At 35.5% G+C, this 25,181-nt stretch carries 28 protein-coding genes, 3 other RNA genes and 1 riboswitch; of the genes, 6 read left to right on the forward strand and 25 right to left on the reverse strand.

Annotated features, from left to right (window positions below; all coding sequences use genetic code 11):
- Positions 1 to 43 precede the first annotated feature (43 nt).
- Genes ACLBWW_RS07140 through ACLBWW_RS07150 form a run of 3 tightly spaced genes read right to left on the reverse strand, consistent with a single transcriptional unit; the run spans position 44 to position 1,977 of the window.
- On the reverse strand, positions 44 to 430 hold the full coding sequence (locus tag ACLBWW_RS07140; protein WP_000606860.1) for a DUF350 domain-containing protein: 387 nt from the start codon (positions 428 to 430) through the stop codon (positions 44 to 46).
- A complete protein-coding gene (locus ACLBWW_RS07145) occupies positions 427 to 1,662 on the reverse strand; it encodes a glutathionylspermidine synthase family protein (RefSeq protein ID WP_098222365.1) in 1,236 nt (411 codons plus the stop codon). The genes ACLBWW_RS07140 and ACLBWW_RS07145 overlap by 4 nt, the downstream gene beginning before the upstream one ends.
- A 3-nt stretch (positions 1,663 to 1,665) precedes the next feature.
- Entirely contained in the window at positions 1,666 to 1,977 is a 312-nt protein-coding gene (locus ACLBWW_RS07150) for a hypothetical protein (protein ID WP_000169026.1), read from the reverse strand.
- Positions 1,978 to 2,060: 83 nt separating this feature from the next.
- Here ACLBWW_RS07150 and ACLBWW_RS07155 point away from each other — a divergent pair, with 83 nt between their 5' ends.
- Positions 2,061 to 2,510: a hypothetical protein gene (locus ACLBWW_RS07155; RefSeq protein ID WP_098132592.1), complete on the forward strand. Its 450-nt coding sequence runs from the start codon at positions 2,061 to 2,063 to the stop codon at positions 2,508 to 2,510.
- A 54-nt stretch (positions 2,511 to 2,564) separates the two neighbouring features.
- On the opposite strand, the gene ssrS (ACLBWW_RS07160) is transcribed toward ACLBWW_RS07155, so the two are convergent.
- From ssrS (ACLBWW_RS07160) to ACLBWW_RS07180, 5 genes are all read right to left on the reverse strand, one after another.
- Positions 2,565 to 2,748: non-coding RNA, 6S RNA (gene ssrS, locus ACLBWW_RS07160), on the reverse strand.
- 20 nt (positions 2,749 to 2,768) lie between these two features.
- A non-coding RNA gene (gene ssrS / locus ACLBWW_RS07165) (6S RNA) lies at positions 2,769 to 2,952 on the reverse strand.
- 116 nt (positions 2,953 to 3,068) lie between these two features.
- Positions 3,069 to 3,902: a sulfurtransferase gene (locus ACLBWW_RS07170; RefSeq protein ID WP_098977610.1), complete on the reverse strand. Its 834-nt coding sequence runs from the start codon at positions 3,900 to 3,902 to the stop codon at positions 3,069 to 3,071.
- Positions 3,903 to 3,904: 2 nt separating this feature from the next.
- Complete coding sequence (locus tag ACLBWW_RS07175; RefSeq protein WP_000451816.1) at positions 3,905 to 4,177, reverse strand: YpbS family protein; 273 nt, start codon at positions 4,175 to 4,177, stop codon at positions 3,905 to 3,907.
- 21 nt (positions 4,178 to 4,198) lie between these two features.
- Positions 4,199 to 4,666 (reverse strand): GNAT family N-acetyltransferase, encoded by a 468-nt coding sequence (locus ACLBWW_RS07180; protein ID WP_048543472.1) that lies wholly within the window; start codon positions 4,664 to 4,666, stop codon positions 4,199 to 4,201.
- 72 nt (positions 4,667 to 4,738) lie between these two features.
- Between ACLBWW_RS07180 and ACLBWW_RS07185 the strand changes: the two genes are divergently transcribed.
- Positions 4,739 to 4,993 carry a DUF3931 domain-containing protein gene (locus tag ACLBWW_RS07185; RefSeq protein ID WP_000369740.1) on the forward strand — a complete coding sequence of 85 codons (255 nt, stop codon included), beginning with the start codon at positions 4,739 to 4,741 and terminating at the stop codon, positions 4,991 to 4,993.
- 3 nt (positions 4,994 to 4,996) lie between these two features.
- Here ACLBWW_RS07185 and ACLBWW_RS07190 read toward each other — a convergent pair whose 3' ends face one another.
- Positions 4,997 to 8,656, reverse strand: coding sequence for a dynamin family protein (locus ACLBWW_RS07190; RefSeq protein ID WP_098132590.1), 3,660 nt, complete (start codon positions 8,654 to 8,656; stop codon positions 4,997 to 4,999).
- Between the two features lie 550 nt (positions 8,657 to 9,206).
- Here ACLBWW_RS07190 and ACLBWW_RS07195 point away from each other — a divergent pair.
- Positions 9,207 to 10,370: a DUF418 domain-containing protein gene (locus tag ACLBWW_RS07195; RefSeq protein ID WP_098132589.1), complete on the forward strand. Its 1,164-nt coding sequence runs from the start codon at positions 9,207 to 9,209 to the stop codon at positions 10,368 to 10,370.
- A gap of 15 nt (positions 10,371 to 10,385) precedes the next feature.
- Here ACLBWW_RS07195 and pbuX read toward each other — a convergent pair whose 3' ends face one another.
- From pbuX to ACLBWW_RS07260, 13 genes are all read right to left on the reverse strand, one after another.
- Entirely contained in the window at positions 10,386 to 11,702 is a 1,317-nt protein-coding gene (gene pbuX / locus ACLBWW_RS07200; RefSeq protein WP_048543477.1) for a xanthine permease PbuX, read from the reverse strand.
- 3 nt (positions 11,703 to 11,705) lie between these two features.
- Positions 11,706 to 12,299, reverse strand: coding sequence for a xanthine phosphoribosyltransferase (locus ACLBWW_RS07205; protein ID WP_000866483.1), 594 nt, complete (start codon positions 12,297 to 12,299; stop codon positions 11,706 to 11,708).
- A 106-nt stretch (positions 12,300 to 12,405) separates the two neighbouring features.
- A riboswitch (purine riboswitch) is annotated at positions 12,406 to 12,507 on the reverse strand.
- 116 nt (positions 12,508 to 12,623) lie between these two features.
- Positions 12,624 to 13,370, reverse strand: coding sequence for a type I methionyl aminopeptidase (locus ACLBWW_RS07210; protein ID WP_048543478.1), 747 nt, complete (start codon positions 13,368 to 13,370; stop codon positions 12,624 to 12,626).
- Positions 13,371 to 13,524: 154 nt separating this feature from the next.
- A complete protein-coding gene (locus ACLBWW_RS07215; protein ID WP_048543481.1) occupies positions 13,525 to 13,998 on the reverse strand; it encodes a GNAT family N-acetyltransferase in 474 nt (157 codons plus the stop codon).
- 47 nt (positions 13,999 to 14,045) lie between these two features.
- Positions 14,046 to 15,563 (reverse strand): carboxypeptidase, encoded by a 1,518-nt coding sequence (gene ypwA / locus ACLBWW_RS07220; protein WP_000215108.1) that lies wholly within the window; start codon positions 15,561 to 15,563, stop codon positions 14,046 to 14,048.
- Between the two features lie 100 nt (positions 15,564 to 15,663).
- A complete protein-coding gene (locus tag ACLBWW_RS07225; protein WP_060489642.1) occupies positions 15,664 to 17,601 on the reverse strand; it encodes an ATP-dependent DNA helicase in 1,938 nt (645 codons plus the stop codon).
- 138 nt (positions 17,602 to 17,739) lie between these two features.
- Complete coding sequence (locus tag ACLBWW_RS07230) at positions 17,740 to 17,922, reverse strand: DUF3921 family protein (RefSeq protein ID WP_048543487.1); 183 nt, start codon at positions 17,920 to 17,922, stop codon at positions 17,740 to 17,742.
- A 61-nt stretch (positions 17,923 to 17,983) separates the two neighbouring features.
- Positions 17,984 to 19,123 (reverse strand): THUMP domain-containing class I SAM-dependent RNA methyltransferase, encoded by a 1,140-nt coding sequence (locus ACLBWW_RS07235; protein WP_000521230.1) that lies wholly within the window; start codon positions 19,121 to 19,123, stop codon positions 17,984 to 17,986.
- Between the two features lie 180 nt (positions 19,124 to 19,303).
- Positions 19,304 to 19,694, reverse strand: an RNA gene (gene rnpB / locus ACLBWW_RS07240) — RNase P RNA component class B.
- A gap of 87 nt (positions 19,695 to 19,781) precedes the next feature.
- On the reverse strand, positions 19,782 to 20,120 hold the full coding sequence (gene gpsB, locus ACLBWW_RS07245) for a cell division regulator GpsB (RefSeq protein ID WP_000622425.1): 339 nt from the start codon (positions 20,118 to 20,120) through the stop codon (positions 19,782 to 19,784).
- 97 nt (positions 20,121 to 20,217) lie between these two features.
- Positions 20,218 to 20,772, reverse strand: a complete 555-nt coding sequence (locus ACLBWW_RS07250) for a DUF1273 domain-containing protein (protein ID WP_048543489.1) — start codon at positions 20,770 to 20,772, stop codon at positions 20,218 to 20,220.
- Positions 20,773 to 20,828: 56 nt separating this feature from the next.
- The gene (locus tag ACLBWW_RS07255) at positions 20,829 to 21,272 is read right to left on the reverse strand and encodes a CotD family spore coat protein (protein WP_447613968.1); all 444 of its coding nucleotides are present in this window, start codon (positions 21,270 to 21,272) and stop codon (positions 20,829 to 20,831) included.
- A gap of 155 nt (positions 21,273 to 21,427) precedes the next feature.
- Positions 21,428 to 21,979, reverse strand: coding sequence for a YppG family protein (locus ACLBWW_RS07260; protein WP_000487713.1), 552 nt, complete (start codon positions 21,977 to 21,979; stop codon positions 21,428 to 21,430).
- 177 nt (positions 21,980 to 22,156) lie between these two features.
- Between ACLBWW_RS07260 and ACLBWW_RS07265 the strand changes: the two genes are divergently transcribed.
- Positions 22,157 to 22,348, forward strand: a complete 192-nt coding sequence (locus ACLBWW_RS07265) for a YppF family protein (protein WP_098078645.1) — start codon at positions 22,157 to 22,159, stop codon at positions 22,346 to 22,348.
- 25 nt (positions 22,349 to 22,373) lie between these two features.
- On the opposite strand, the gene ACLBWW_RS07270 is transcribed toward ACLBWW_RS07265, so the two are convergent.
- Together ACLBWW_RS07270 and ACLBWW_RS07275 are read right to left on the reverse strand one after the other, a co-directional pair.
- Complete coding sequence (locus ACLBWW_RS07270) at positions 22,374 to 22,718, reverse strand: YppE family protein (protein ID WP_000872967.1); 345 nt, start codon at positions 22,716 to 22,718, stop codon at positions 22,374 to 22,376.
- A 15-nt stretch (positions 22,719 to 22,733) separates the two neighbouring features.
- Complete coding sequence (locus ACLBWW_RS07275; RefSeq protein WP_001252041.1) at positions 22,734 to 22,976, reverse strand: hypothetical protein; 243 nt, start codon at positions 22,974 to 22,976, stop codon at positions 22,734 to 22,736.
- Positions 22,977 to 23,061: 85 nt separating this feature from the next.
- Between ACLBWW_RS07275 and ACLBWW_RS07280 the strand changes: the two genes are divergently transcribed.
- Entirely contained in the window at positions 23,062 to 23,238 is a 177-nt protein-coding gene (locus ACLBWW_RS07280) for a hypothetical protein (RefSeq protein ID WP_003304757.1), read from the forward strand.
- 156 nt (positions 23,239 to 23,394) lie between these two features.
- Here the strand turns inward: ACLBWW_RS07280 and ACLBWW_RS07285 are convergent, their stop codons facing one another.
- The gene (locus ACLBWW_RS07285; protein ID WP_098132596.1) at positions 23,395 to 24,420 is read right to left on the reverse strand and encodes a DUF2515 domain-containing protein; all 1,026 of its coding nucleotides are present in this window, start codon (positions 24,418 to 24,420) and stop codon (positions 23,395 to 23,397) included.
- A gap of 103 nt (positions 24,421 to 24,523) precedes the next feature.
- On the opposite strand from ACLBWW_RS07285, the gene recU reads away from it, so the two are divergent.
- A complete protein-coding gene (gene recU / locus ACLBWW_RS07290; protein ID WP_046958934.1) occupies positions 24,524 to 25,126 on the forward strand; it encodes a Holliday junction resolvase RecU in 603 nt (200 codons plus the stop codon).
- Positions 25,127 to 25,181 lie beyond the last annotated feature (55 nt).

Raw genomic sequence — 25,181 nt, forward strand, 5'->3', positions numbered from 1 at the left:
CCTACAATTTTTTCGAAAAGTATGGCGAACTAACGTAAAGGTTTTAATAAGTTATACAACCAGCAATTACAATCCCAATGGAAAGCGATAAAAACATAAGAAAAAGACCGACTGCTTGATTATCTTCTTCAAGACTTTTGTTTATATTAAAGCGTGGTGTAAGCCACTCAGCTAAATAAAAGACGATAATTTGAGCCAAAATCCCAACGGCTCCCCACGAAACCATATCAAGAAGTGAAATGGAATTAGCTGCTGTCGAATATAAAACAATAGCTAATCCAAGTAATCGTCCTCCAAGTACATAGCTTACCGCCTTATTCCCTTGGGCCATTAACTTAAATTCTTTTACTTTCGTTGTCACTTCCATGAGGAACAGACCAATGCATAAAAGGCCCAGTGTTACTGCTAAATATAATAAAAAATTAATCATATACTTTCCTCCTTTTTTATACCTACCGGTAAATAGTACGATTCATTCCCCGTAATTTTTTCCCCAGCGCGAATACCGATACTACTCGCTTTTCCAGCAATTAGAAACGAACCAAACACATACGACAGTTTCTCCATCCCTTTCTCTGTTTCCAAAGATACGACTGGAAGTTCTGTATACTTTTGAAATATCGGCAGTGACGCTTTATACGTTTGGTGTGCATTTTGAATCATAATATTTTCGTCCTTATCGCGAACGGTAATTGTGTCTCCTTCTCTACCAAATGAAGGCTTTTGAACGAAAGAGCCTTTTCCTAAAAATAAATCTCGTTCTAAATATGTAGGTAACATATATTCTTTAATCCACTGTTGTTCCTCATTTGTATAAAAGGCCTTTTCTTCTGCTAACCCCCAAATCAGACACTGAATTGATTTTGGCTGAAGCAAAAATGCTGACAAAGGATTTATTATAAAAAGCTTTCCGGCTTTTACAAGTTGCAACAGTTCCACACCTACGAAGTCTCCTGTTTCAGGATCTTGATCCTCAATTAAATCTTCTATCGGATATGTTTGGCGATATAAAATATCAATCTGTACTCCATCCCTATCCACTAAAGCATCTTTTGTAATTCTAAGTTCTGACATTGGCACTACTTTATTTTCAACATGGCATAACTGACTCAAATACATAGTCGTATTCCAATCCTCAATATGTTCATGATGTGCTGTAAAAACAACATTTGGGTTATCTATTCCCTTTGTCGCTTCCATTACGGCCTTTGTAACACCAGAAGATAGTAATCGTTCTTGACCCAAGTTTGGATCATCATAGCCTAGTTTCCCACAAATTTTTCCATTCATTTGAAAGCATTCCATAATAAAAGTTGGTGTATCACTATTAAACTCAAGCATTTTAATTTGGTTATCACTTGTTAAAACGAAATCAAATCGTGAAATAATAGATTCAGGATATAATCCTTTCATTCTAATAAACGATAAGCTTGCAGAAGGATACCCAAGTTCAAGAAGCTGTTCGTCACTTAAATTCCGCAAAAGTTTAGCAGTCTTAAAAAATATTTTCCCCATTCGTTCAGTTGCTAATTGCAATTGTTTCATAGTCTGATTTGTTATAGAGAAAACATGAAACAAACTATACTCACATTCATATAAATCCGACCAAAAATTCGGATATTTCGAATAAAACGCTTTTCGTTCTCTTATGTATTGCGACATATGTTAGCCCCCAAATCCTCCCTTTGAACCGCTTCCAATTCCACCTTTAAATTCCGCAGACGATTGATAAGATTTAAACGCCGATGAATTTTTAAAAGTGGATTTATTTTGATAGTAACTCCCACCATAAAAATAATGCCCACGATAACCTGACCTACTATCATCACACTGCCATACCCCAAGTTCATCATCCCAATCCCAATCTGAACAACTATTATCATTCGGTTTTGGGGGAAGATCTTGTGCGCAGCCAAATAAGGTGCCAGTCATTAAAGACGTTACGACACCACCTACTAGCCATTTCGTTTTTGTCACCTTCGCACTCCCCTTTTTAAATTCTATTCCTATTATATAAGATAGCATGATAAAGTAGAAGAAAAAGGAAGAAGAGGGATAAAATGCGCTTAGAATATCGACTTAATGATGAAACGAAAAGGTATCCTGCTTTATGGAACTACGCAAATATTTCTAATTCTGAAATCATCGCGCGCATGACATGTGAATATTTTATAAAGGATAACAAGACATATGTTGTTACTGCTACTTCAGTAGATCCAGACGGAATAGCAGTTATATATATTCAAAAAGAAGAGTTTGCAAATGACACTTCAGATCCTACATACTCTCACATCGGTTTTGAGGTTAGAGAACTAAGTGAAACGAGTTCAAGCATAATAGATCGGAAAGATGTATGGAACTATGAAGAAATTTTGCCATCTCTTCATTCAGACATTATATATATTCAGCGCGACGGCATGCATATGGAGTTCGCTTTAGATTCAAGAGAGATTGATGAAGATAGAAAGTGCTATATTTATTATGGAAACTTCACAGGTGAATCCAGATAAAATAGATATATGTATGCAACAAAAAAACCTTACGTATAAAACGTAAGGTTTTTATATAGCCCCACATATGCCGTTCTCTCTAGATGTCCATAAACCTGCTCTCACAGGTGGATGCTCTCACAAATGTTTGTAACTTCCTTCTTAAAAAGATGGCATGTTAGCTACATTTAAATATTGAACTTCCATATTAAACTTATTGGTTTAAGACATGCATAAGCTACGTACACCGTAGGAATTTTATATAATGTTAGTTGAAATAAGCCCCCCGCACGTGCCGCTCCTCGTAAATGTCCAAAAACCCGCTACTCGCAGGTGGATGCCCTCACAGTTACCGTACATCTTCCTCCACAAGGAAGGCTTGATGATGGTCGCTAAATATTGAGCTTCCGTATAACTAACATCGGTTTTAGACATAAATAAGTTACGTACACCGCAGGATGTATTATTTACTTGTCGTTATATTATCACATTGTTTCCAATGTGTAAAATACAAAGTTTTTCGAGCAATTTCTTGCTTGTGACCTTATTTTAATACAAATTATTTTTGCATGCAAGTGATTAATCTTCTTCTTTTGCAATTTGATTTTCTGGATAAGAAATCCAATCACTCCAGCTACCTGCATACAATTTAACATTTTGGAATCCAGCTAATTTCAATGCAAGGATATTTGGACAGGCTGTAACACCAGAACCACAATATACAATTGTTTCCTTATCTTTCGAAAGATTTCGGAATCGTTCTTGTTGCCCAGCTTCATTCTTAAATTGCCCTGATTGTACAATTCCATCCTTCCAAAAATAGTTTACTGCTGTCGGGATATGTCCTGCTTTTGGATCAACTAGTTCCTCTACACCAGCATAACGCTTTGGCTCTCTAGAATCAATTAACGTAACATCTGCACCTGCATGAATATTCTCTCTCACCGTTTCCATCGTTACAAGCATATAATCTTGTACATTTGCTTTGAATGTTTTTCGTATAGCAACAGGAATTTCCGTTGTTATCGGTAGTCCATTCTCTTTCCAAGCTGGAAATCCACCATCTAATATATATACTTTCTCATGTCCTACATAGTTTAATAACCACCAGAGACGAGAAGAATTTGCACCCGCTTGACTGTCATATGCAATTACTGTCGTATGTTCATCAATACCAGCTTGTGAAAGCTTGTCTGCAAACTCCTCAATATTCGGCAATGGATGGCGACCACCATGTTCTGTTACAGGACTTGATAAATCTAAATTCAAATCAAAATATAATGCATGAAGAATATGTTCTTCCTCATACTTTTCTCTACCCCAATTAGGATTCGCTAAATCAAAACGACAATCGATTATACGGACATTCTCATCTTCTATATGCTCACGTAACCATTCGACTGTAACTATCATCTTTAACGACCTTCTTTCTCTTGCAAACGACTTACATACTCCATAACCATTTCTTCTGTAACATATTTACGCTCTAGTGTAACACCATTTTTTGCAAGATCATTAATTTGCTTTGTTACAACATTAATGACATCAACCGAAAATTCTTTCCCATTTGACGCAAGAGATACGGCTGCTTCAATAGCTGCTTCACGCTGCGCATCTAATTGTAAACATGCTTTTACACTTTCATTTTGTTTACGAGAATGTGCTGTAATTGCTTTATGTACTTCCATCTTCTCTTCCCCCTAAATAAGTTATACGTTCTCATTCAATTCCATTGCAAGCCGAATCATATCACGGCATACAATCCCATTTTCAATAATCTCTTCTTCATAATGCTTCGAAAAGTAATCAAAATCAATAGAAAAAATACGAAATCCACATTTTTGATATAAAGCAAGTTGTGAAACACTAGAATTGCCCGTACCAACTTCAAGTTTTGACATACCATATCCTTTAGCAGTTTCTACGGCATGACTTAATAGCTGCTTTCCAATCCCTTTTCCTTGCAAATGCTCTACAACCGCAATATTCATAATTTCCATCGTCTTCGGCCTTGTTTCCAAAAGAACATATACACCGATAACTCTCCCCTCTTGCTTAGCTACATATGTTTTCCCTCTTTGTACATATGCATCAATTTGCTCCTCACTCGGATCAGCAAGCAATAATAAAGGTTTCGGTATAGCTTCTTTCGAAATATACTCTATTACTACACACATAAAAAACTCCCCTTTCTCTATTGTTCTAATCCCTCCTTGTCTACCATAAATAATAGAAAGGAGGGATTCACCATGGACAACAATGAGAAAAAGTGCAACGTCATCTCTATTGATGGAAAGAAGAAGAAAAGCGACACGTATTCCTACCCAAAATTAGTAGTAGAAAACAAAACATATGAATTTTCTTCATTCGTCTTATGCGGTGAAACACCAGACGGCAGACGCCTCGTTCTTACTCATATGATTTCTACCGATGAATTTGCTGGGTTTGTCAAATCTTTAGATACAGTATTGCAAAAGAAAATTGAACGAATCTTTTTCTCATAACGACTATATCACATAAATTTCTTTTTCAATCTCTACTAACTGCTTTTGCAATTGTTCTTTACTTTGTTCATATAGTGATACATCAATTGTTTCAGCCAATGCAAATAATACACTTTCATAATAATTCATCACATCTTGCTGCATCACTTTTTGGAATAAGTTCCATTTCAAATCCCACTCTTGCTTATAATGATGAACAAATAAATCTTTTTCATCAGCTACATAGTTTGATACGAAAGGCTCTAATACAACTTTAGCCTCTTCTTGCATGAAAGCTTTATCATTTTTTTCAAAAAAGCTTTTTTCATTTTTAAAATGCGCCAGTGCTTTTTTGAAATCTTTTATTTCAACTGAAGGGAATGGTTCTTTATGTGCAATATCTTTATATTCATAATCCACTGTTCCACTCATAGAAATTGATTCATTTTCTACTTTACAGTTCACCACAATTTCATTCTTTGCACGCTTCATCGCTTCATCTATCCATTTCTCAAGGCGTAATGATGTCGCACGCATTTCTTGTAGTAAATCATGCTGAATAAATGCCACTAATTCCATAACGCACTGTTGCAACTGCACTTTCACATTCCCATCCGTTCGCAGCGATGCTGGATTAATAAATTCAGTAAACACATCGTTATAGCGTAGGAATAGACGCTGTTGCACGTAATAAAGCAATTCTTTCACTTCATTTTGCATCGCCTGCTCTTCAGCAAGCACACTATATGATGAAATAATATGAAGTAGCTGATCACGCTCTGCTTCATATTTTTTCGTTTGCTTCTCTTTCTCTTCATTCCCCTGCTTTGCACCGTTTATCATATTTACTAAAAGCTGATTTGCTCCTTGCAATGTACCATATAAAGCATGAACAGATACTAGCATTAAATCTCTCATCATAAAGGATGTAAATGATTCCTCGAACTTAGCAACCCCAGAGTTTTGTAAAATACCGTACTTCTCTTTTTCAATATTCTTTCCTTGCTTCTCTTCAAGTGCACATAAACTTGAAATTGCAAATAAACGCGGATTTCTAATACCATATTGCAGTAGCTGGTCTGCGATATAACCTTTTACCATTTCAAGTTCTTCTTCAGACTCTGCTAAATCGGCCGCATTAATTAAGAAGAACATTTTATCAAGTGCAAAAGTATCCTTTACACGACCAAGCTGGATTAAGAATTCACGGTCAGCACGAGAGAACACATGATTATAATACGTTACAAATAAAATAGCATCTGCGTTTTTAATATACTGGAACGCAACGTCCGTATGGCGGGCGTTAATAGAATCCGCTCCAGGTGTGTCTACAAGCGCTACTCCTTGCCTTGTTAAAGCACAATCATAATAAAGCTCCATGTACTCAACAAAACATGATTTTTCTTCATTCGCTACATAATCAGAAAACTCTTCTAATGTAACTTGTACTTGCTCCCCTAAATGAGCAGAAACCGTATCATACCCTTTTTGTACCGCTCGTAAAAAGCTAAATGTTGTTTTTTGCTTCCCAGTTGGTGAAGGATATTTCATAACTTTATCAATTTGTGCTAACGCTTCATCTAACGTAGTAATCTCATAATGAAACAACTTATAAACAGCTTTCATATCTTCTAATAGAGCTTGCTTTGATTTGAATTGAACCATTACTGTTCCGTGTGGTTTTTCCTCTGTAACCGGCAAAATTTGGTTAATCGTTGCCGTCGTCGGATTTGGTGATACAGGAAGTACATTCCCACCAAGCAATGCATTGGCAAATGATGATTTCCCAGCACTAAAAGCTCCGAATAACGCTACTGTAAATTGTTTCGTTTCCACACGACACCTTTTTTCTATTACCTCTTGTTGTACATGTTTCAGCGCTGGCAATGGCTCTAATATCGTTTCAGCTTTCTTCACTTTCTCTAATATACGCTGAATATTTAATGCTACCGTTCCTTTTATCTCTTCCTCACGAGCCATTACGTTATCGTTTACGCTTTCCTGCTCTTGTAGTGTGAATTTCTCACTAACAATTTGTGTTTTACTTTGCAATATCTCCTCTATTTGCAATCCTTCTGGTGTAGCAACACGCTCGTGCCAAACATTTTGCAAATAACTTTCATATGTCTCTAAATTGTTACTGTATTGCAATTGCGTTTCTTTTGCCGTTTGCAACATCATATATTTTTCAATCTCTTTTTCAATGTGTGCAACTGCTTCCTTCACCTTTTGCTTTAAAACGACTGCACTTTTATCAAAAATTTGCTGCGCTTTTGTAAAATAACGTTTCTTCAGTTCATTCGCTACATCCGCTGTATAAAGAAGTAAGTAATCACCTGTGAAACCTGCACCTTGTTTAATGACTTCAGCTAACATTTCTGGTCCAAAAGCAATTTCTAAAGCATATATGTCTTTCCCAATTTCCTCTGTGAACAATCCTTCTTCTTTTAAGAAGGCAACGATAAATTCTTTCACATGAAAATCAAGTTGCGTTTCAACAGTCTTTTGCAAAGCAGAATAAAAAGCATCTAAACGTCTCTGTTTTTCTTGTTCCGTCTTTCCTTTCGCAAACAGCAAACCGACCTTAAATTTAGTTAATTTCGTTTCTAAATACGCATTTGCCAATTCTCTCATTTCAAATGGCATTAAATACGCGTTATCTAATATAGCTTGTAAGCCTTTTATAAATTCGTTTCTCACATGAGATTCTTTACTAGCCTCGCGTTGTTTAGTTTCCGTTAGCTCTTCTTTCTTTTCAACTATCTCTGAAATAGAAAGCGGCGACGCTAGCTCTTCCTCATATTTCAAAAGAGCTTTTTCATTTTCTGAAAGAATAAATGAAAAATGTTCCCCCATTAAATATTCTGTTTCTCGCTCCATTCCATCTCTTACATACTGCAATTTTTCTTTCATAATAGAAGTAATTAATGTTTCTAAGCTCCCAATTTCATTATGTGTATGGTTCATCATTCGTAATGAAGTATAATACACTCCATCTACTTCAATATCCCAGTTAGAGAACGATTGTTTTACACTATCTTTATAATCCTCAAACGATAATTCATTTTCTTTATGTTTATCTATTTGATTTACAACGAGATAAACCGTTTTATTACGTTGCTTCAATTCTTTAACAAATTGCAAATTCACTTCCGATTGGACGTGATTATAATCCATCATATAAAAAATCACGTCTGCTAGATGCAGCGTTGATTCTGTCGCTAATTGATGGGCATCATCTGTTGAATCAATCCCTGGTGTATCAACTAACATAACACCCTCAGGAATTGGCGCATCATTCCGATAAATATGAACACCAATTACCTCATCACCGTCTTTACAAATTTGTTTTAATTCTTCAGCTGAATATGCACCATCATATTCGTACTGTTCTCCAGATTTAACTGTTACAACAACACGATCCATTCCTTTTTCAATTTTGACAACGTTAGCGCTTGTCGGAATTGGACTTGTTGGTAACAACTGCGCTTTATATAGATGATTCATCATCGTTGATTTCCCTGCAGAGAAGTGACCGCAGAACGCTATCATAAGCTGTTCTTGTTTATATTTTTGAATCACCTCAAACAACTTTACACTATTCTCTGCATCGCCGTGTTTTTGCCACTCTTCATAAAAACAAACAAGTTTTTTCATACCGTTTGTCTGTACTATGTTTGTCATCCCCTTGTTCCCCTTTATCCAAGATGTATATACTTTTTCCCGCTATTTGCGAGCTCATAATCATCAGGAGATACATCCCCTCATCGATTACAGTTTCACTTTACTATCATACTAAATTTTCAGCATATTCTCATTAAAAATAAAAAATCCCTTTCATTCTTTTTACAAATGAAAGGGATTTTATGTCATATCACTCATTTTGCTGTTCCTACTCCATTTAAAACATACTTTGCAATAACTGCATATACAGCGACTGTACCTGCTACTAATGCATATACCATGCTCATGCACCAACCTTTTTTTGATAATGATTATCACTTTTGAATACATTTTATCATTAAAGAGAATCATTATCAATACTTTTCATAAAGAAAGCTCCTTATAGAAAGGAGCTTTACTGCCTGGTTTGAAGAAGGTTAAAACTTGTTGTGCACTCTTATTATATCTCATAATACATATCTTAACAGTTTTAAAAATTGGAAATTACCTATATACCCTCCTCTTTACATTTTGTATAATAAAAGGGAATTACTTAACAAGGAGGAAAATAATGACACAAAATATTTCACAAGGCGAGAGGATACATTCCATCGATATTATTAGAGGGATAGCTGTACTAGGTATTTTTCTTGTTAACTGGCCAATTATCGCCGGGGTTGACTCACGTGATATTACAGGAATTTACGAAGGGATAGACAGCTATATTCGCCTATTTTACGATATGTTTATTCAAACAAAATTTTATACAATCTTTTCGTTTTTATTCGGCCTAGGCTTTTACATTTTTATGACTCGTGCTGAAGCGAAAACAGATCGCCCAAAAACTTTATTTGTTCGCCGCTTACTTATTTTATTATTATTTGGTTTCTTACATTACGTTCTTTTATGGGACGGAGACATTTTACATAGTTATGCAATCGCTGGATTTTTCTTATTTTTATTTTACAAGAGAAAGCCACGCACTATTTTAATATGGTCAATTGTACTATTAAGTTTCATGCAATTGTTCACATTAGTAGGTTCTCTTCTCATGTTATTAGTGCCGGTAGATGAACTAGGCCTTTCCATAGCCATTATGCCGTTAGAAAACTGGGGCTTACAAATTACAGACAGATTCCATTCTTTCTATTCTGAAGCAATAAGTAACAGTCTTATTATGCTTCCTGAAACACTAGGATTGTTTTTACTAGGATTATATGCCGGTAAAAAAGACATTTTCCGCCGTGCTAAAGAATTAGATCTAAAACTTAAAAAATGGCAAATCATTATGTTCATTTTAACATTACCGATGTGGTTTATTATGGTTTACTTCTTTATGAACAATCAACCATACACACCATTTTCACTTATGGGTATTACGATGATAAGCGGAAAGACATTGTTCATCTTCTACATTGTCACGTTAATGCGTTTATTACAAAAAGAAAGATGGCAAACATTATTACGTCCGTTCCAGTATGTTGGTCGAATGGCGTTAACAAACTACATTTCACATACAATTGTTACATTACTTGTATTCGGACTATTGTTCAAAAATGATTATCTTGCTCCATTATGGGTAGGTCCTCTATTTTGCATTAGTTTCTATACGTTACAAATCTTTATTAGCCGCTGGTGGCTGTCACGTTATCAATACGGGCCACTTGAGTACATTTGGCGTCTTGGTACGTATGGGAAAATGATGCCACTTAAAAAGAAAAGCAAGGTCTCATAATGAGACCTTGCTTTTTTACGCTTCTCTTACTGCACTTTGCATAGACACTGGCTCTTCTTTCACTTTACGCTGCGGCACCATATTAAATACAATATTTAATAGTACTGCTGACGCACTTCCAAGTACAATTCCGTTATCTGTTAAAATACGAATGTTTTCAGGAAGTTGTGAGAATAATGTCGGAACAACTGTAACCCCAAGCCCAATTCCAACAGAACATGCAACGATTAATAAGTTTTCTTGTTTACCAAAATCAACACTACTTAACATTTTAATGCCATATGCCATTACCATACCGAACATCGCTAACATTGCACCGCCAAGTACTGATTTCGGGATAATAGTTGTAATAGCTGCGATTTTTGGAATAAAACCAAGAACGATTAACATACCACCACAAGTATAAATAATAACGCGATTTCTTACTCCAGTTAATTGAACAAGTCCTACGTTTTGAGAGTATGTTGTATATGGGAATGCGTTAAAAATACCACCTAACACCATCGCTAATCCTTCTGCGCGATAACCTTTTGTTAATTCTTTTTCACCAATCTTTTTATTGCAAATATCAGATAATGCAAAATAAACACCTGTTGCTTCTACAATCCCTACGCAAGCAACTAAAATCATCGTAATAATTGGCGTTAATTCAAATGTTGGTGTACCGAAGTAAAACGGCTGAATACCATGGAACCAATCCGCTTCTCCAACCGCTTGCAAACTTACTTTCCCCATAAATGCTGCGACAATTGTACCGAACAATAGGCCAAGTAAAATAGAGATTGAACGAATAAATCCATCAAAGAAACGATACATAATGATGATAAATAGTAATACACCAAATGCTAACGCTAAATTTTCAAGACTACCAAAATCCTTACTTCCTACTCCTCCAGCCATATCATTAATCGCTGCTGGAACAAGTGTAACTCCAATTACGGTAACGACAGATCCTGTTACAACAGGTGGAAACAGTCTTACAAGCTTTCCAAATAATTTCGCAAAAATAACAACGAATAACCCGGCAGCAATAATTGCTCCATAAATAGAAGACACGCCGTATTGTTTCCCGATTGCAATCATTGGGCCAACCGCTGTAAATGTACAACCAAGTACAACTGGAAGTCCAATACCGAAAAAACGATTTGATAATGCTTGTAAAATTGTCGCAACGCCGCACATTAATAAATCAATTGAGACTAAGTATGTTAACTCTTTTTGATTTAAACCAAGTCCGCCGCCCACAATAAGCGGAACAATAATTGCTCCAGCATACATAGCAAGCATATGCTGCATACCAAGCGATGCGATTTTAAATGGATGTTGCTTCATCGTTTATTTCACCTCCGCAGTTTCTTGCTGTACAAATGTAACTGTTCCGTTATCAAGTGATGCAATTTCTGCTAGTGACTCAACACGAACTCCTTGTTCACGAAGCTTCTTTCCTCCATCTTGGAATGCTTTTTCAATAACAATACCAATTCCTGCAATACTTGCTCCAGCTTGCTCTACTAAACTCATTAAACCTAAAGCAGCCTGACCGTTTGCTAAAAAGTCATCAATAATTAAAACACGGTCATTTTCATCGATATGATTTCGAGATAATGAAATTTCATTCGTTTCTTGTTTCGTAAATGAATATACGTTTGCAACGTACATATTATCTTGTAACGTTAACGATTTACGTTTTCTTGCAAAGATTACTTTTACACCAAGCTCTAATGCAGCCATAACTGCTGGTGCAATGCCTGAAGATTCAATCGTTACGATTTTTGTAATGTTCTCTTCTTTGAAACGTTTAGCAAATTCTTTTCCAATCTCTTGCATAAGTACTGGGTCAATTTGATGATTCAAAAATGCATCTACCTTTAATACGTCACCAGATAAAACCTTTCCTTCGTTCAAAATCTTTTCTTGTAATACTTTCATGTTTGTTCCCCCTCTTATGCAATAAAAAACTCCAAAAGCCGCCACCACTCGTTACAAGTGAGAGACGCGCTTTTGGAGTTTCGCAAAAAAGAATGCTAAACAAGCAAATATATTCGTCCTCACTCATAGTCAAAGTATTTACGGTACTTCGGTAGAAACTTGCAGGCCATATCCCCGCGATTATATGAGTGTAGCTAACTATTTATTTTATAGAAGGATTATAACGCACTTTTTATACTTTGAAAAGCATTTACCGAAAAAACACGTACAAAATTTTAAAAAGAACTGTTTTCGTTCGAGTTTTGTAAACTCTTACATAATATTTCAAAGCGTCGTTAAAATAATCGGCCCATCTTTTGTAATCGCAATTGTATGCTCATATTGAGCTGATAATTTCCCATCCATCGTTCTCGCAGTCCATCCATTTAAATCTACTTTAGAATATCGCATACCTATATTTACAATCGGTTCAATTGTAATAACCATCCCTTCTTGTAACTCAGGCCCTTGTCCTGACTTTCCAAAATGAAAAATTGCTGGTTCTTCATGAATCTCTTTACCAATCCCGTGCCCCGTAAAATCTCTTGCAACCGAAAAACCTTCAGTAGCTACATAACTTTCAATTGCATAGCCAATGTCTCCTACATGATTACCGATTACCGCCTGATCAATCCCTTTATATAAAGCATTCTCAGCTACTAACAATAACTTTTCTGCTTCATCAGAAACATTTCCAATTCTATACGTCCAAGCAGAATCTGAAAGACCACCATTTAAGTTTACTACCATGTCAATTGTTACAATATCCCCCTCAGTTAAAGGAACATTGGCGGGAAACCCATGGCACATTTCAGCATTTACAGATGCACATATCGCATATGGATACCCGTTGTAACCTTTCTGCTGAGATGTTGCACCATGCTTTTCTAAATAAGCTTCAACAAACGTATCAATTTCTTTTGTCGTAATACCTGGTTTCATCATTTTGGCAATTTCCCTATGACATGAAGCAAGTAATTTCCCAGATTCATGCATCAAATCTATTTCATTTTTCGTTTTAATTGTAATCATTCTACCTCTCCTTGCTAAACCTGCTATTTGCTACTAAAGTTCAATCATACACATCCTCTGTCAAAATTTCAAAACTCTCAATTACAACAAGTACAAAAATATGTATCCTATACTTCTAAATCAAAATAAAGAAACAGAAGATCTCCTCTGTTTCTTAATCATTTTTACATATATAATTCATTTTCAAAAACTCAAAACAACTACCATTTGTTTTCTGTATAAACGTTCCAACAACTTCAAATCCTGCTCTTTTATATACTTTAATCGCTCTCTCATTACATGTCGCTACTGATAGCGTTATATAATTACAACCATATTTTTCTTTACTAAAAGCTAGTCCAGCGTTTACGAACTGTAAACCAAATCCATTTCCAGTTATATCAGGTCTCATTCCAAGACCTATATCAACCGTTCCGTCATTTATTTTACAAACAGTAAAAAAACCAATGAGAGTGCCGTTTTCCTTCACAGAAAATGTATGATCTCCTCTACTCTCATCATGTAAAAACTCAGCTAAATCTTCTTCATCTGCACCTATATCGTAAAAGGAATACCTCCCTTCATAATGCCAGTTATATGCAATTTCTTCTGCTTCTTCTTGCGTCATTACTGTATATGTATAATCCATTCTTCTATCCCCCTTGAAAAAAAGAGCTGCAATTAAGCAGCTCTTTTTTATAACTCATAGATTTCTTTATACTTCGCTTCTAAATAATCTGCTAAGTAGTTTGCATTTAATCCTTCACCTGTCACATCTTCTAAAATTTCAAGTGGCTTTTTGGTTTTACCGTATTGGTGAATATTTTCTGTTAACCATTCACGAATTGGTGTTACGTTTCCTTCTTCTAATAATGCATCAAAGTTCGGAATGTCTTTTAACATTCTTTGCTTAAATTGCGCTGCATACATATAACCAAGCGCATAAGATGGGAAGTATCCAAATGAACCACCAGCCCAGTGAACATCTTGCAATACACCTTGTGCATCGCTTTCCGGACGAATTCCTAAATATGCTTCCATCTTATCATTCCAAGCCGCTGGCAAATCCTTCACTTGTAATGTACCATCAAATAATTCTTTCTCAAGTTCATAACGAACCATGACGTGAAGCGGATATGTAAGCTCATCTGCTTCTATACGAATGAACGATGGCTTCGATTCGTTAATCGCATCATAAAACTCATCTACTGATATATCATTGAATTGACCATCGCTATACTCTTTTAATAAATCATAATTTTTCTTCCAGAATGATTTATTACGACCGATAAAGTTCTCAAAGAATAATGATTGTGACTCATGAATACCCATAGAAGTTCCACTACATAGCGGTGTACCTTCGAATTTCTCTGCAATATTTTGTTCATATACAGCATGGCCACATTCATGAATTGTTCCAAACACTGCCATACGGAAATCTTTTTCATCATAGCGTGTTGTAATGCGAACGTCCCCTCTATTTAATGTAATCTCAAATGGATGTACCGTTTCATCAAGGCGACCTGCTTCAAAGTCATAATTCAATTGCTTTAATAACTCTAATGTAAAGTTCTTTTGTTTTTCTTTTGAAAAATGTTCTGATAAAGCACTTGTCTTTAATCTCTTTTGTGACTCCGATATTTCTTTTACAAGCGGAACGATACGCTCACGAAGTTGACCAAATACGTGATCTAACACTTCTACTGTAATACCTGGCTCATACATATCTAATAATGTATTATATTTATATGTTTCGTAACCCCAATATGTAATGAATTTCTTTTTAAATTCAACTATTTGTTCTAAATACGGACGGAACATTTCGAAATCAGATTTTTCCCGAGCTTCTTCCCACACACTTTCCGCTTTCGCTTCTAATTTCACATACGCCTCGTATTCCGCTTGTGGAATTTTCTTATTTCTATCATATTCTTTACGACACTCTTCAACCATTTTCTTCGTCGTTTCAGAAAGTTTATTTTCACTTATTAAAGCTTCAAGCTCTGTTAAATAATTTCCCATCTCATCTGAAGTCGACATGACAAACACTTCTGATGAAAGCATACCAATTACTTCCGAACGCTGGTCTACACCTTTTTTAGGCGCACCTGTTCTTAAGTCCCAAAACATTAAGCTTAATGCTTCACCGTAATTTTGTATCTTCTTCACATATGTTAAAAATTGTTTTTCTACTTCATATGTAGCTACTGTCATCGTATAAAACCTCCCTTTTCTACCTCAAACTTAATTCGACATGGAAACCTAAATTCCTTTTATAATAGAAAAAAAGCTTGGCAAGCGCCAAGCTTTCTCCTTATAATTCTTTACCTTCTACTGGTAGTACGTTTTTCACCGCTTCTATCACTTTCTCATCTTCTGTATCAGATAAGAAGATTGATATAGCCCCTTTATCGTCGCTCGTACGAATTAAACGTCCAATCCCTTGACGAAGACGTAAAATCATATACGGTACATCTACATCCCAGAATGGATTATTTACATGTTTACGCTTCGCTTCAAACACAGGATCGTTTGGAGGGAATGGTAATGACCAAATAATAACATGCGATAATGATGAACCTGGAATATCTAAACCTTCCCATAAATGAACAGCACAAAGTACAGTCTCTTCTTCATTTTGGAAACGAGAAACGAGCTGACTAATTTCTTGATCCCCTTCATATAGGAACGGAACGGACATTTGTTCTTTACTTACATATTCTTTAAACGCTGCAAGTTCTTGTGTTGTACGGAATAATACAAGTGTACGTCCATTTGTTTTCTGTATATTTTCAAGTGTATATTGACACTTTCTTTCCCATTCGTTCTCTTTCGTATGCGATAGTAAGTTTACTGCCATTTGCTCCTCATAATCAAACGGTGAGGCAACTGAGAATGATAAGTAATCTTTTACCCCTAGGCTATTTGCTGTAAATGCGAATGAATCGTTGTTAGATAATGTAGCAGAAGAGAAAATATACGGGATTTTCTTCGAGAATACTTTCTCTTGTAATACTTCTTCAACTGCACGTGGCATAATCACTAACGTGAAGGCTCCATCACCTTCTTCACCCCATGTAATTACATTTTTCTCGTGCATGAACAGACGAAGTGAATGTTCTAATACATCTAAATGTTCATCAACGATATTTAAATCATACGTGTTTACTGTATGCATTTCACTTTCAAATACTAATGCATCACCGACTTCACCAATTTTCGCATAAAGTCTATTCGCTTCAGCTGTTACTTTTTCTGTCACAGTAATTTCTAAACGATCAGAACCGGCGATTTCCTTTTTATTTTCTTGTAACACATCAAAGAATCGCTCTGTTTGCCAAATTGTTTCTTCTACTAAATGTGCAAACTCTTCACGAATATCATTTTGCAACAATCTTGTTAAAAGTTGCTCCATCATCGTTTGCTTTAAACGATATGTTAAAGCTTTTTGAGCTGCATATTCTACAAGATGTCCTTCATCGAATACAACGCAGCTACTTTCAGGTAATAACGGAATTTGCCCTTCACGCTTACGAGCATCGTACGTCCAAATATGATCCATGTAGAAATCTTGAGAACAAATAATTAAATCTGCCGCTTTACGATAATGTTCACGAGAAAGAGTTTGACCACAACGATGACGAGAATCACAAGTGAAGCAATCTTGGAAGTAATCCCAATTTACTTTTGACCATTCCTCATCATTTAAAAGTGGAAATTCTTTTCTGTCGCCGTAGTGAGTAAAGTTTTGCATCGTACCATGATCGAATACAAACTGTGGTAATTCGTAGTATACATCTTCAATTACTTCTGGAGCTCGTCCACTCATAACATCTTCAAGTTTACGTAAACATAAATAATTATCCATTGATTTCGCAAGTCTAACATCAACAGATAGTCCTAATGCTTCAGATAACTTAGCAATGTCTCCTTCTTCTTTCACAAGCTGCTCAATTAACGTTTCATCAGCACAAGCGATAATAGCTGGTTTTCCAGTATAACGCGCATAGCAAATTGCATATAGAAGATATACAATTGTTTTCCCTGTTCCTACACCCGCTTCTGCGAACATTACTTTCTTTTCTTGGAAAGCACGCTCTAATTGAAACGCCATAAAAATTTGTTCATCACGCTCTTCAAAGCCTTTTTCCGGAAGGATATCGTAAAACACATCTCCAATCCATTCATTCAACTTATCATAAAAATTATCTTGTTTTCCTACTTCAAATGGTAATCTCTTCTCAGTAAACATCCTTAGCCTCCAACCAAAAAGTTTTTCTATAAAAAGATATAGCAACTGCTACTCATATGTGTGCAGCCACTTTCCCCTGTTGCCATACATAGAAATACACGAAAAAAAATTTTCCTTTCGAAAAAGGAAAATTTTTTTCTATATTAATGACTTTAAATACCGTTTATCAATCGCTGTTTCGTGTGAAAGAGCTGACAAATATTCTTCTTGTGCTTTTTGTATTTCCTCTACAATCGTACCTTGGCTATCCACTTCTTTCCCGATCTCATCATACGTACGATGAATAGCTTTTTGAATCATAGATAATTGGAAACTATCCATATCACGTCCTCCTTTACGCATTACATAATAGCCAGTATATGCGCGCTGGAGGAGTTTTATACTATGAATTACGCGGTGGACGTTTTCCGAAGTATTGGTAGTAATCTGTACGGATAAACCCATTAAACAGTTTACGTTTCTTCGATGCATCTTTTCCATAACACTTTTCAAATGCTTCGTAGCTTGTTAATACATACGCTGACCATGTATCTAATGGGCGGAATACTTGTCCCATTTCTTTGTACAATTGTTCAACGAGTGCTTTTTCACTTAAACGTTCTCCGTATGGAGGATTCGTTACAACATAGCCATAATCCTCTTTTGTCGTGAAATCTTTTACTTGCATTTGTTTAAATGTAATTAAATCACTTAAGCCCACTTCTTCTGCATTATCTTGAGCAACTCGGATCATACGATGATCAATATCTGACCCAATGATTTGTAGTGGTTGATTATAATTCGCTAAATCTTCAGCTTCTTGACGAGCTTCACGCCAGTTTTGTTTACCAACCCAGCCCCACTCATCTGATGCGAAGCCACGGTTAAATCCTGGTGCAATATTTTGTCCAATTAATGCTGCTTCAATCGGAATTGTACCTGATCCACAGAAAGGATCCACGAAAGGACGATCCGGCTTCCAGTTTGTTAACTTAATTAAAGACGCAGCCAATGTTTCTTTTAATGGGGCTTCCCCTTGATCCATACGGTATCCACGTTTATGAAGTCCAACACCACTTGCATCAATTGTTAATGTTGCAATATCCTTGAGCATTGCGATCTCAATACGGAATAACGGACCATCTTCTTCAAACCAAGTTGTACGTTTATATGTTGTTTTTAATTTTTCAACGACAGCTTTTTTAACGATACGTTGGCAATCTGAAACACTGAACAACTCAGATTTTAACGATTTACCAATTACAGGGAATTCCCCATTCTCTGGAATATAATCTCCCCAGTTTAATGCTTTCGTCTTTTCAAACAGCTCATCAAATGTTGTCGCTTTGAATTCGCCAACTTTAATTTTCACACGGTCCGCAGTACGTAACCATAAGTTCGTGCGACAAATCGCCTTTTCATCTGCTTCAAATGTTACTTTGCTGTTTTCCACTTGGCATTCATAACCAAGATCACGAACTTCTCGGGCAACTAACGCTTCAATACCCATTGCCGCTGTTGCAATTAAAGTAACTTTTCCCATTTGCATTCACCTCTTATGTATAGTTAAACAATAATTAATAGCAATTTGTCCTATTAATCATTACATTTTACGAAGAATTTTCTCATTAACCATTTTAACTCATAATTTATAACTTCATACAAATAAAAAGCCCTCCTCTAACAAAGGAGAGCTGAGTTATTTCATAGTTGGTTCATAACGTTCTGTAAGCCATGTTCTGTTCCTTTGTACTGCAAACGGCCCACGCCTCGTACTCCGGTGGCAATCATCTATCTACAGGTTATACAACCTGTCCTTTCCCATCGTTCATTTCCTTGGAAAAGATTCCCCTACCATTATTTGGGTTTCTCGCTCGTGGGGTTTACCTCGTTCCACTCCTATCATTTCTTCAAGGACTTCGTCACTGTGGCACTTTAAAGGTAGTCAAACCATATCCGAAAGGACTTAGGTTTTTTCCCTGCCGTTAAACCAGCCTTACAGCCAGAATACCCTAGCTTATGAATTGGCTAGGCACGAACACTACAGCCATCTCAGGCCGTGCGAGCATGGACTTTCCTCTACAACGTTAGCGTTGCAGCGATTACCCAAACGTTATGACATCCATTAGTATAGTGGAAACAAAAAGATTTTGCAATGTTTTTTTCTATGTAAAATGCTTTAACCTTTTTACCACTAGAAATTATTCGTATAACTTACTTCCAAATACAGCTTTTTCTAAATTAGATAGACGTTTTAAAATGTCCGTATTCGTGTTGTTATATACAGGTTGTGCAACTGGTGTTTGTACAACTGGTTGTTGTGGCACTTGCGTTGCTACTAATTTTTGTTCCTCTAATTCACGCTTTAAACGAGCATTTTGTTGCTTTAATTGATCAAACTCCTTGTGGAAAGCTTCATAGTCTTTAATGATCATATCAAGAAACTTGTCTACTTCTTCTTGTTGATAGCCTCTCATGCCTGTTTTAAATTCTTTTTCTAAAATATCTTTCGCCGTTAATTTAATTTTATCCGAAATCATTTTCTTCACCTCAAATTTTTGCCAAAACTTTCATTACCTAAATTTTTTCAGAAACAATGCCTTTTGTCAATCATATATACGAGTACTATATTACATATTACTCAGCATTATTCCACTGTTCCTCTTCTATTATATCTTGTAAATCAGAAAAAAGAATAAAATAACTGTGATAATTTTCTATTTCTCCTTTTTTCTTTGCTGCTTCTACAATATATTTGGGACTCCCTGGTTTTTCTTCATCATATACAGCTAAAAGTGCATCACTTTTTTCAATAAAAAATTGATTTTTTAATTTAAATTGTTCCGGGCTTTCGTACTTCCGTTTCGTAATACTATCAATATGGTCTGCTTGAGAGAGAATACATTCGTAATATTCACGGTTATCTTCCTTCCAGCTTTCTTCTTGTTCTAAAAACGGAGTAAATACCGCTAATTTTAGATTTGGATATTCTACTTGAATTTCAAAAACAACTTCAGCAGCCCATAATTCGACTCCTAACTGCCCACTTATTATCACCCATTCCAAACCTTCTTCTACAAAAGTAGTTAATTTTCGATGCAATGCTTTTTTTATACATTCCACCCCTGGATGATCATTTTTAAATATACCAAGTTCAAATGGCTTATATCCCGTTACAGCAATAACTTTCATATCAACACTCCAATTACAAAAAAAGAACTAGCATTTCGCTAGTTCTAACATATCATTTACTTTTTAAATATTCCACCAACGTTTGGTCCGAATGGTGATACATTTGGTCCTGGTCCGAATGGTGATACATTTGGTCCTGGTCCGAATGGTGATACATTTGGTCCTGGTCCGAATGGTGATACATTTGGTCCTGGTCCAAATGGTGATACGTGATGTCCATGATGTCCATGATGTCCATGACCACATGGTCCACATCCGCCGCCGAACCCTGGATCGATCGGGTCTACAACATTTACATTCGAGTTTGTTTGTGGGAAGAAGTTTTGGTTTTTAATTTGTTGATGATGAACATGTGTTGTATGCGTTGGGAAAATGTGTGGCACCACCGTTGTTGAAAAAGAATGTGTTACGCATTGTTTCGTCGGATGAATGACAGGAGCAGTTGTACAGATAGGTCCTACAGGCTTATGCCCTCCAAAACAAGGATGACAATGATGCATAGTTTTTTCTCTCCTCTCTCGTTAAAAAAATCTGACTACACTTTACAATATGAGAAAAGAGAGAAAGCCGTTTGTTATATATACCCATTTATTACAAGGAAATTTGTCTAGCCTTCTGCTTTATACGTAATGCTTTTTATAGACAACCCCCAAGATTACTTACCAAAAAAACCTCCAACTTGCTTTACAATACCTGTCACTTGGTTCATCGCATTCATCATTTGTCCAGCTGTATTCATCATTTTATTTACATCATAGTTACCATCTGAGTTTTTAAATTGGGAAACAAAACTAGAAAATTGACTCGGTTGCTGTTGTTGTTTTTGTTTATTCTGCGTCGGGTACGGTTGTTTTGGTGGATAAAACATCGCTTGTTGATTTCCATAGGGAGATGGTGGTGGCATATAGTATTGTGAATTCATATAAGGTTGCTGTTGTTGATCCATATAGGGTTGCTGCTGTTGATTCGTATAGGGTTGCTGCTGTTGATCCATATAGGGCTGCTGTTGTTGATTCGTATGGGGTTGCTGCTGTTGTTGTGGTTGATTCATAAACGACACTTCAAATGGCTGGTAATAATTTTGATTTCCATAATTAGGCTCGAAAGGATACATATTATACCGTAAATATGTATCCGTATTATATTGGTACATATTTTGCTGTGCATATGGATTAGATTGCTGATATACGTTAGATTGTTGAAACATGCATTCTCTCCTCCTTCACATAAGTTTCTACATATATAATATGTACTTGTAAAATAATTTGTGTGGCGGAGTCTCTGTCTATTTTTGTCGGAAGTTTAAATTTTTAAAAAATTAAAAAAGAAAACCCTTCCATGCTATGATAGTGAAGAAGAAGATTCTCATGGGGGAGGAATCAACATGGTATTAGGGGATTTAAAACAAGCGTTTTCTCAAAAAAAGGGGTATTACACAGAGAATGTAAATGAATTGTTAGACTTTACGAGACAGTGGTATCTCGAAGGAAAAATATGCATTTCAGATTACCGAACATTAATAAAAGAATTAGAAATAAACGGTGCAACAAAACCTACAACAATGACAGAAGCATAAAAAAACAAGAGGGTTTCCCCTCTTGTTACTTACATTGCTCAATTATATTTTGCAAAGTATACGAAATGGCTTGATGTGTTTCAAAGAATCGCTTACCTTTACCTTTATTTACAAAACATTGCAACACATTTGTCTGTAAATTATCGTACACTTGATCAATTTGCTGTACATGTATATACTTCGGTTTTTCTTCCTTAATCCATTTATAAGCTAATTCTTTCCACACTTTTAATTCCTCATCTACCATATCTACAAATGGTTTCATATCCTTATAAAAATCGTACTCAATCATTTCTCTTTTTTTCACATTCGCTTCATTATTATACTGCATGAGTTTTTCTGAAGATTGTATTAATGCTTCATACTTCATTTTATTCCCACCTTATTATGCACTCACTACGACGTTTTGAAATGCCTTCACCCAATTCCCTTTTTCTTCGTGATGCACTAATTTATTTTCCATATGCTCAATATGCATTTCTGTTATTTCTATCTTATTGCATATTTTTTCACCCGTATCCTTCAATGCATGATTCATTCTAATCCCTATATTCATTTCCAGCAAATCGAGAGAACTTAACATTTGATCCATTGTTTTCATTACATCTTCCTTCTGAACCATCGCCATATACAAAACGCCCCCTTCTTTGCTTTTCCTTTGTCATGTAATTTCGCCGAATGACTCCTCACTCCTGCTCACATGACAAAACTAGTTGTTATTCGTCAAAGAAATCATTTTGTATGTCATTTATAGAAATGGTAACAATACAAAAAGGAGGTGTATGAAAATGGTAAAGAACAAAAACGAAAAAAAGAAAAAACAAAACAAACAAAATAAACCCGAGACTGGCAACCCTAAGTTAGATGGTCCAAACTTCCCTGCTACATAAAGTGAAACTTTAGCACTTTTACAAAAAGCTAATTTCTGAGCATCCTTAATCTCTTATATTCATTACGTTTTGAGATTAAATTCTTAGCATACACGGCAGGATTACTTTACATTAAGAAGTCCCGTCTTCATTTATGAAGACGGGACTTCTTTTTTATTATATCACGAACTCATCCATCCTTTTAACAAAACGATTTACGATAGAAGCAACATAGATTTGCTCCCTCTTTCTTTTATACCATTCTGTTATATCAACTTCACCCTTATACTCTTCCTGTAGAAACAACTCATTTATTTCCATATCTCTACAAAACCAATCTCTCATACTTATTTCCTTATGTGCAACGACAGGATAAACCTCTCTAAGGGCTGGCGTACAAGATTTTCTAGCTTCTCTTACATAATATTCATAATCTGCTCTTGATCCTGTGTGTATAGTTTGCAATGCAAACCTATGGAATAAACTTTTATAATTCGGATGAAACAGTAACTCCGCTAATTTCTGCCCTAGTTCTATACGCTTTTGTAACGTTTCAAATTGATAAACTGAAAAACCATACATCCTCCCTTCAACAGTCGGAAAAATAACAGCACTAATATGAAGCATTTCTTGCAATTTAAAAAGTGCAGTATGGAATACATGTTTTTTAAAATATGCATTCTCAATAACTGGTTTTTGAATTTTATTTTGCTCATTTATAATAAGCGCTGTCATGAGCCTATTTATATCTTTTTTTTCCCAAAAATAAATCCATTCTTTTTCCATAAAAATTGATACGTTAAAATATTGTAACAAATAGAATAGTGGTACCTGCCTCCTCTTACTTTCTTCGTATAACAATAGCTGAGGAAATGCATCTAAAAAAATAATCCAATTCGCTTCTTCATAAGTCAGAAACAAATGTTTTTTTACTGTTTGAGGTAAAACAGTAGCATAATATCTCCCTTTTAAATCAGTCATATTCCATCCCGCATTTCTCGAGACCATACTTGCTAAAAAGGCCCACCTAATTTCACTGTTCCTTACATAATATTCTTGATAAGACTGTGTTCGAGAAATGTTGTCCATATTAGCCATTTCTATTTGCCTCTTAATGTTATAAACGATTGTTTTTTCTTCGTCTGTACAAACCATATTTTTACGATATTGTTTAATTTTCTCATAATCATTCCATGTAAACATAAATAAGTCATCATACCTTTCTTCAAAAAGGTCACATCTTTTTTCATTTTTTGTTATAATCACCTTTGTAAGTAATTCTTAGCAAGTTGGGAGTGGACACACTATGACCATTCGTTACCCAAACGGAAAACGGTACAATCAAGCTTCACAACCCCATAAAACACCAATTAAAAAACATACTTATAGTAATAGAGGTATGTCCCTTGAAGAGGAATTGAATGAAACAAATGAATATTACTTAACCCATAATATTGCATGTGTACATAAAAAACCTACACCTCTTCAAATTGTAAAAGTAGATTACCCCGCTCGAAGTGCTGCAGTGGTAAAAGAAGCGTATTTTAAACAACCTTCTACAACAGATTACAACGGTGTATACAAAGGGAAATACATCGATTTTGAAGCGAAAGAAACAAAAAATAAAACCAGCTTTCCACTTCAAAACTTCCACCTTCATCAAATTGAACATATGAAGCAAGTAATCGTTCATGATGGAATTGCATTTGTTATTATTAAATTTACACTTTTTGATGAACTTTATTTACTAGATGCAAAACATATTATTGCATTTTGGAATCGTCAAAATACTGGTGGACGGAAATCGATTACGAAAGAAGAAATAGAAGAGCATGGATCTTTATTATCATGCGGTTATCACCCTCGGATTGATTATATCCGTGTACTAGACACGGTTTATTTTTCGTGATAGAGTCATCACTAAGGCTCTTTTTTCGACTTTTGGGGAGAGAATGAAAGGTAGG

Source organism: Bacillus sp. M5A3_1b, from assembly GCF_053345335.1.

Excerpts from the sequence above, each read along its gene's own strand:
- ACLBWW_RS07155 (WP_098132592.1), top strand. The coding sequence starts at position 2,061 with ATGCGCTTAGAATATCGACTTAATGATGAAACGAAAAGGTATCCTGCT.
- ACLBWW_RS07145 (WP_098222365.1), bottom strand. The coding sequence starts at position 1,662 with ATGTCGCAATACATAAGAGAACGAAAAGCGTTTTATTCGAAATATCCG.
- ACLBWW_RS07190 (WP_098132590.1), bottom strand. The coding sequence starts at position 8,656 with ATGACAAACATAGTACAGACAAACGGTATGAAAAAACTTGTTTGTTTT.
- ACLBWW_RS07260 (WP_000487713.1), bottom strand. The coding sequence starts at position 21,979 with ATGTTTCAACAATCTAACGTATATCAGCAATCTAATCCATATGCACAG.
- ACLBWW_RS07275 (WP_001252041.1), bottom strand. The coding sequence starts at position 22,976 with ATGGCGATGGTTCAGAAGGAAGATGTAATGAAAACAATGGATCAAATG.
- ACLBWW_RS07215 (WP_048543481.1), bottom strand. The coding sequence starts at position 13,998 with ATGGATTATACATATACAGTAATGACGCAAGAAGAAGCAGAAGAAATT.
- pbuX (WP_048543477.1), bottom strand. The coding sequence starts at position 11,702 with ATGAAGCAACATCCATTTAAAATCGCATCGCTTGGTATGCAGCATATG.
- gpsB (WP_000622425.1), bottom strand. The coding sequence starts at position 20,120 with ATGATTTCGGATAAAATTAAATTAACGGCGAAAGATATTTTAGAAAAA.
- ACLBWW_RS07250 (WP_048543489.1), bottom strand. The coding sequence starts at position 20,772 with ATGAAAGTTATTGCTGTAACGGGATATAAGCCATTTGAACTTGGTATA.
- ACLBWW_RS07230 (WP_048543487.1), bottom strand. The coding sequence starts at position 17,922 with ATGGATAGTTTCCAATTATCTATGATTCAAAAAGCTATTCATCGTACG.
- ACLBWW_RS07185 (WP_000369740.1), top strand. The coding sequence starts at position 4,739 with ATGGACAACAATGAGAAAAAGTGCAACGTCATCTCTATTGATGGAAAG.
- ACLBWW_RS07265 (WP_098078645.1), top strand. The coding sequence starts at position 22,157 with ATGGTATTAGGGGATTTAAAACAAGCGTTTTCTCAAAAAAAGGGGTAT.
- ACLBWW_RS07255 (WP_447613968.1), bottom strand. The coding sequence starts at position 21,272 with ATGCATCATTGTCATCCTTGTTTTGGAGGGCATAAGCCTGTAGGACCT.
- ACLBWW_RS07140 (WP_000606860.1), bottom strand. The coding sequence starts at position 430 with ATGATTAATTTTTTATTATATTTAGCAGTAACACTGGGCCTTTTATGC.
- recU (WP_046958934.1), top strand. The coding sequence starts at position 24,524 with ATGACCATTCGTTACCCAAACGGAAAACGGTACAATCAAGCTTCACAA.
- ACLBWW_RS07195 (WP_098132589.1), top strand. The coding sequence starts at position 9,207 with ATGACACAAAATATTTCACAAGGCGAGAGGATACATTCCATCGATATT.
- ACLBWW_RS07175 (WP_000451816.1), bottom strand. The coding sequence starts at position 4,177 with ATGGAAGTACATAAAGCAATTACAGCACATTCTCGTAAACAAAATGAA.
- ACLBWW_RS07225 (WP_060489642.1), bottom strand. The coding sequence starts at position 17,601 with ATGTTTACTGAGAAGAGATTACCATTTGAAGTAGGAAAACAAGATAAT.
- ACLBWW_RS07270 (WP_000872967.1), bottom strand. The coding sequence starts at position 22,718 with ATGAAGTATGAAGCATTAATACAATCTTCAGAAAAACTCATGCAGTAT.
- ACLBWW_RS07170 (WP_098977610.1), bottom strand. The coding sequence starts at position 3,902 with ATGATAGTTACAGTCGAATGGTTACGTGAGCATATAGAAGATGAGAAT.
- ACLBWW_RS07205 (WP_000866483.1), bottom strand. The coding sequence starts at position 12,299 with ATGAAAGTATTACAAGAAAAGATTTTGAACGAAGGAAAGGTTTTATCT.
- ACLBWW_RS07210 (WP_048543478.1), bottom strand. The coding sequence starts at position 13,370 with ATGATTACAATTAAAACGAAAAATGAAATAGATTTGATGCATGAATCT.
- ypwA (WP_000215108.1), bottom strand. The coding sequence starts at position 15,563 with ATGACAGTAGCTACATATGAAGTAGAAAAACAATTTTTAACATATGTG.
- ACLBWW_RS07235 (WP_000521230.1), bottom strand. The coding sequence starts at position 19,123 with ATGGGAAAAGTTACTTTAATTGCAACAGCGGCAATGGGTATTGAAGCG.
- ACLBWW_RS07285 (WP_098132596.1), bottom strand. The coding sequence starts at position 24,420 with ATGTTTACATGGAATGATTATGAGAAAATTAAACAATATCGTAAAAAT.
- ACLBWW_RS07180 (WP_048543472.1), bottom strand. The coding sequence starts at position 4,666 with ATGTGTGTAGTAATAGAGTATATTTCGAAAGAAGCTATACCGAAACCT.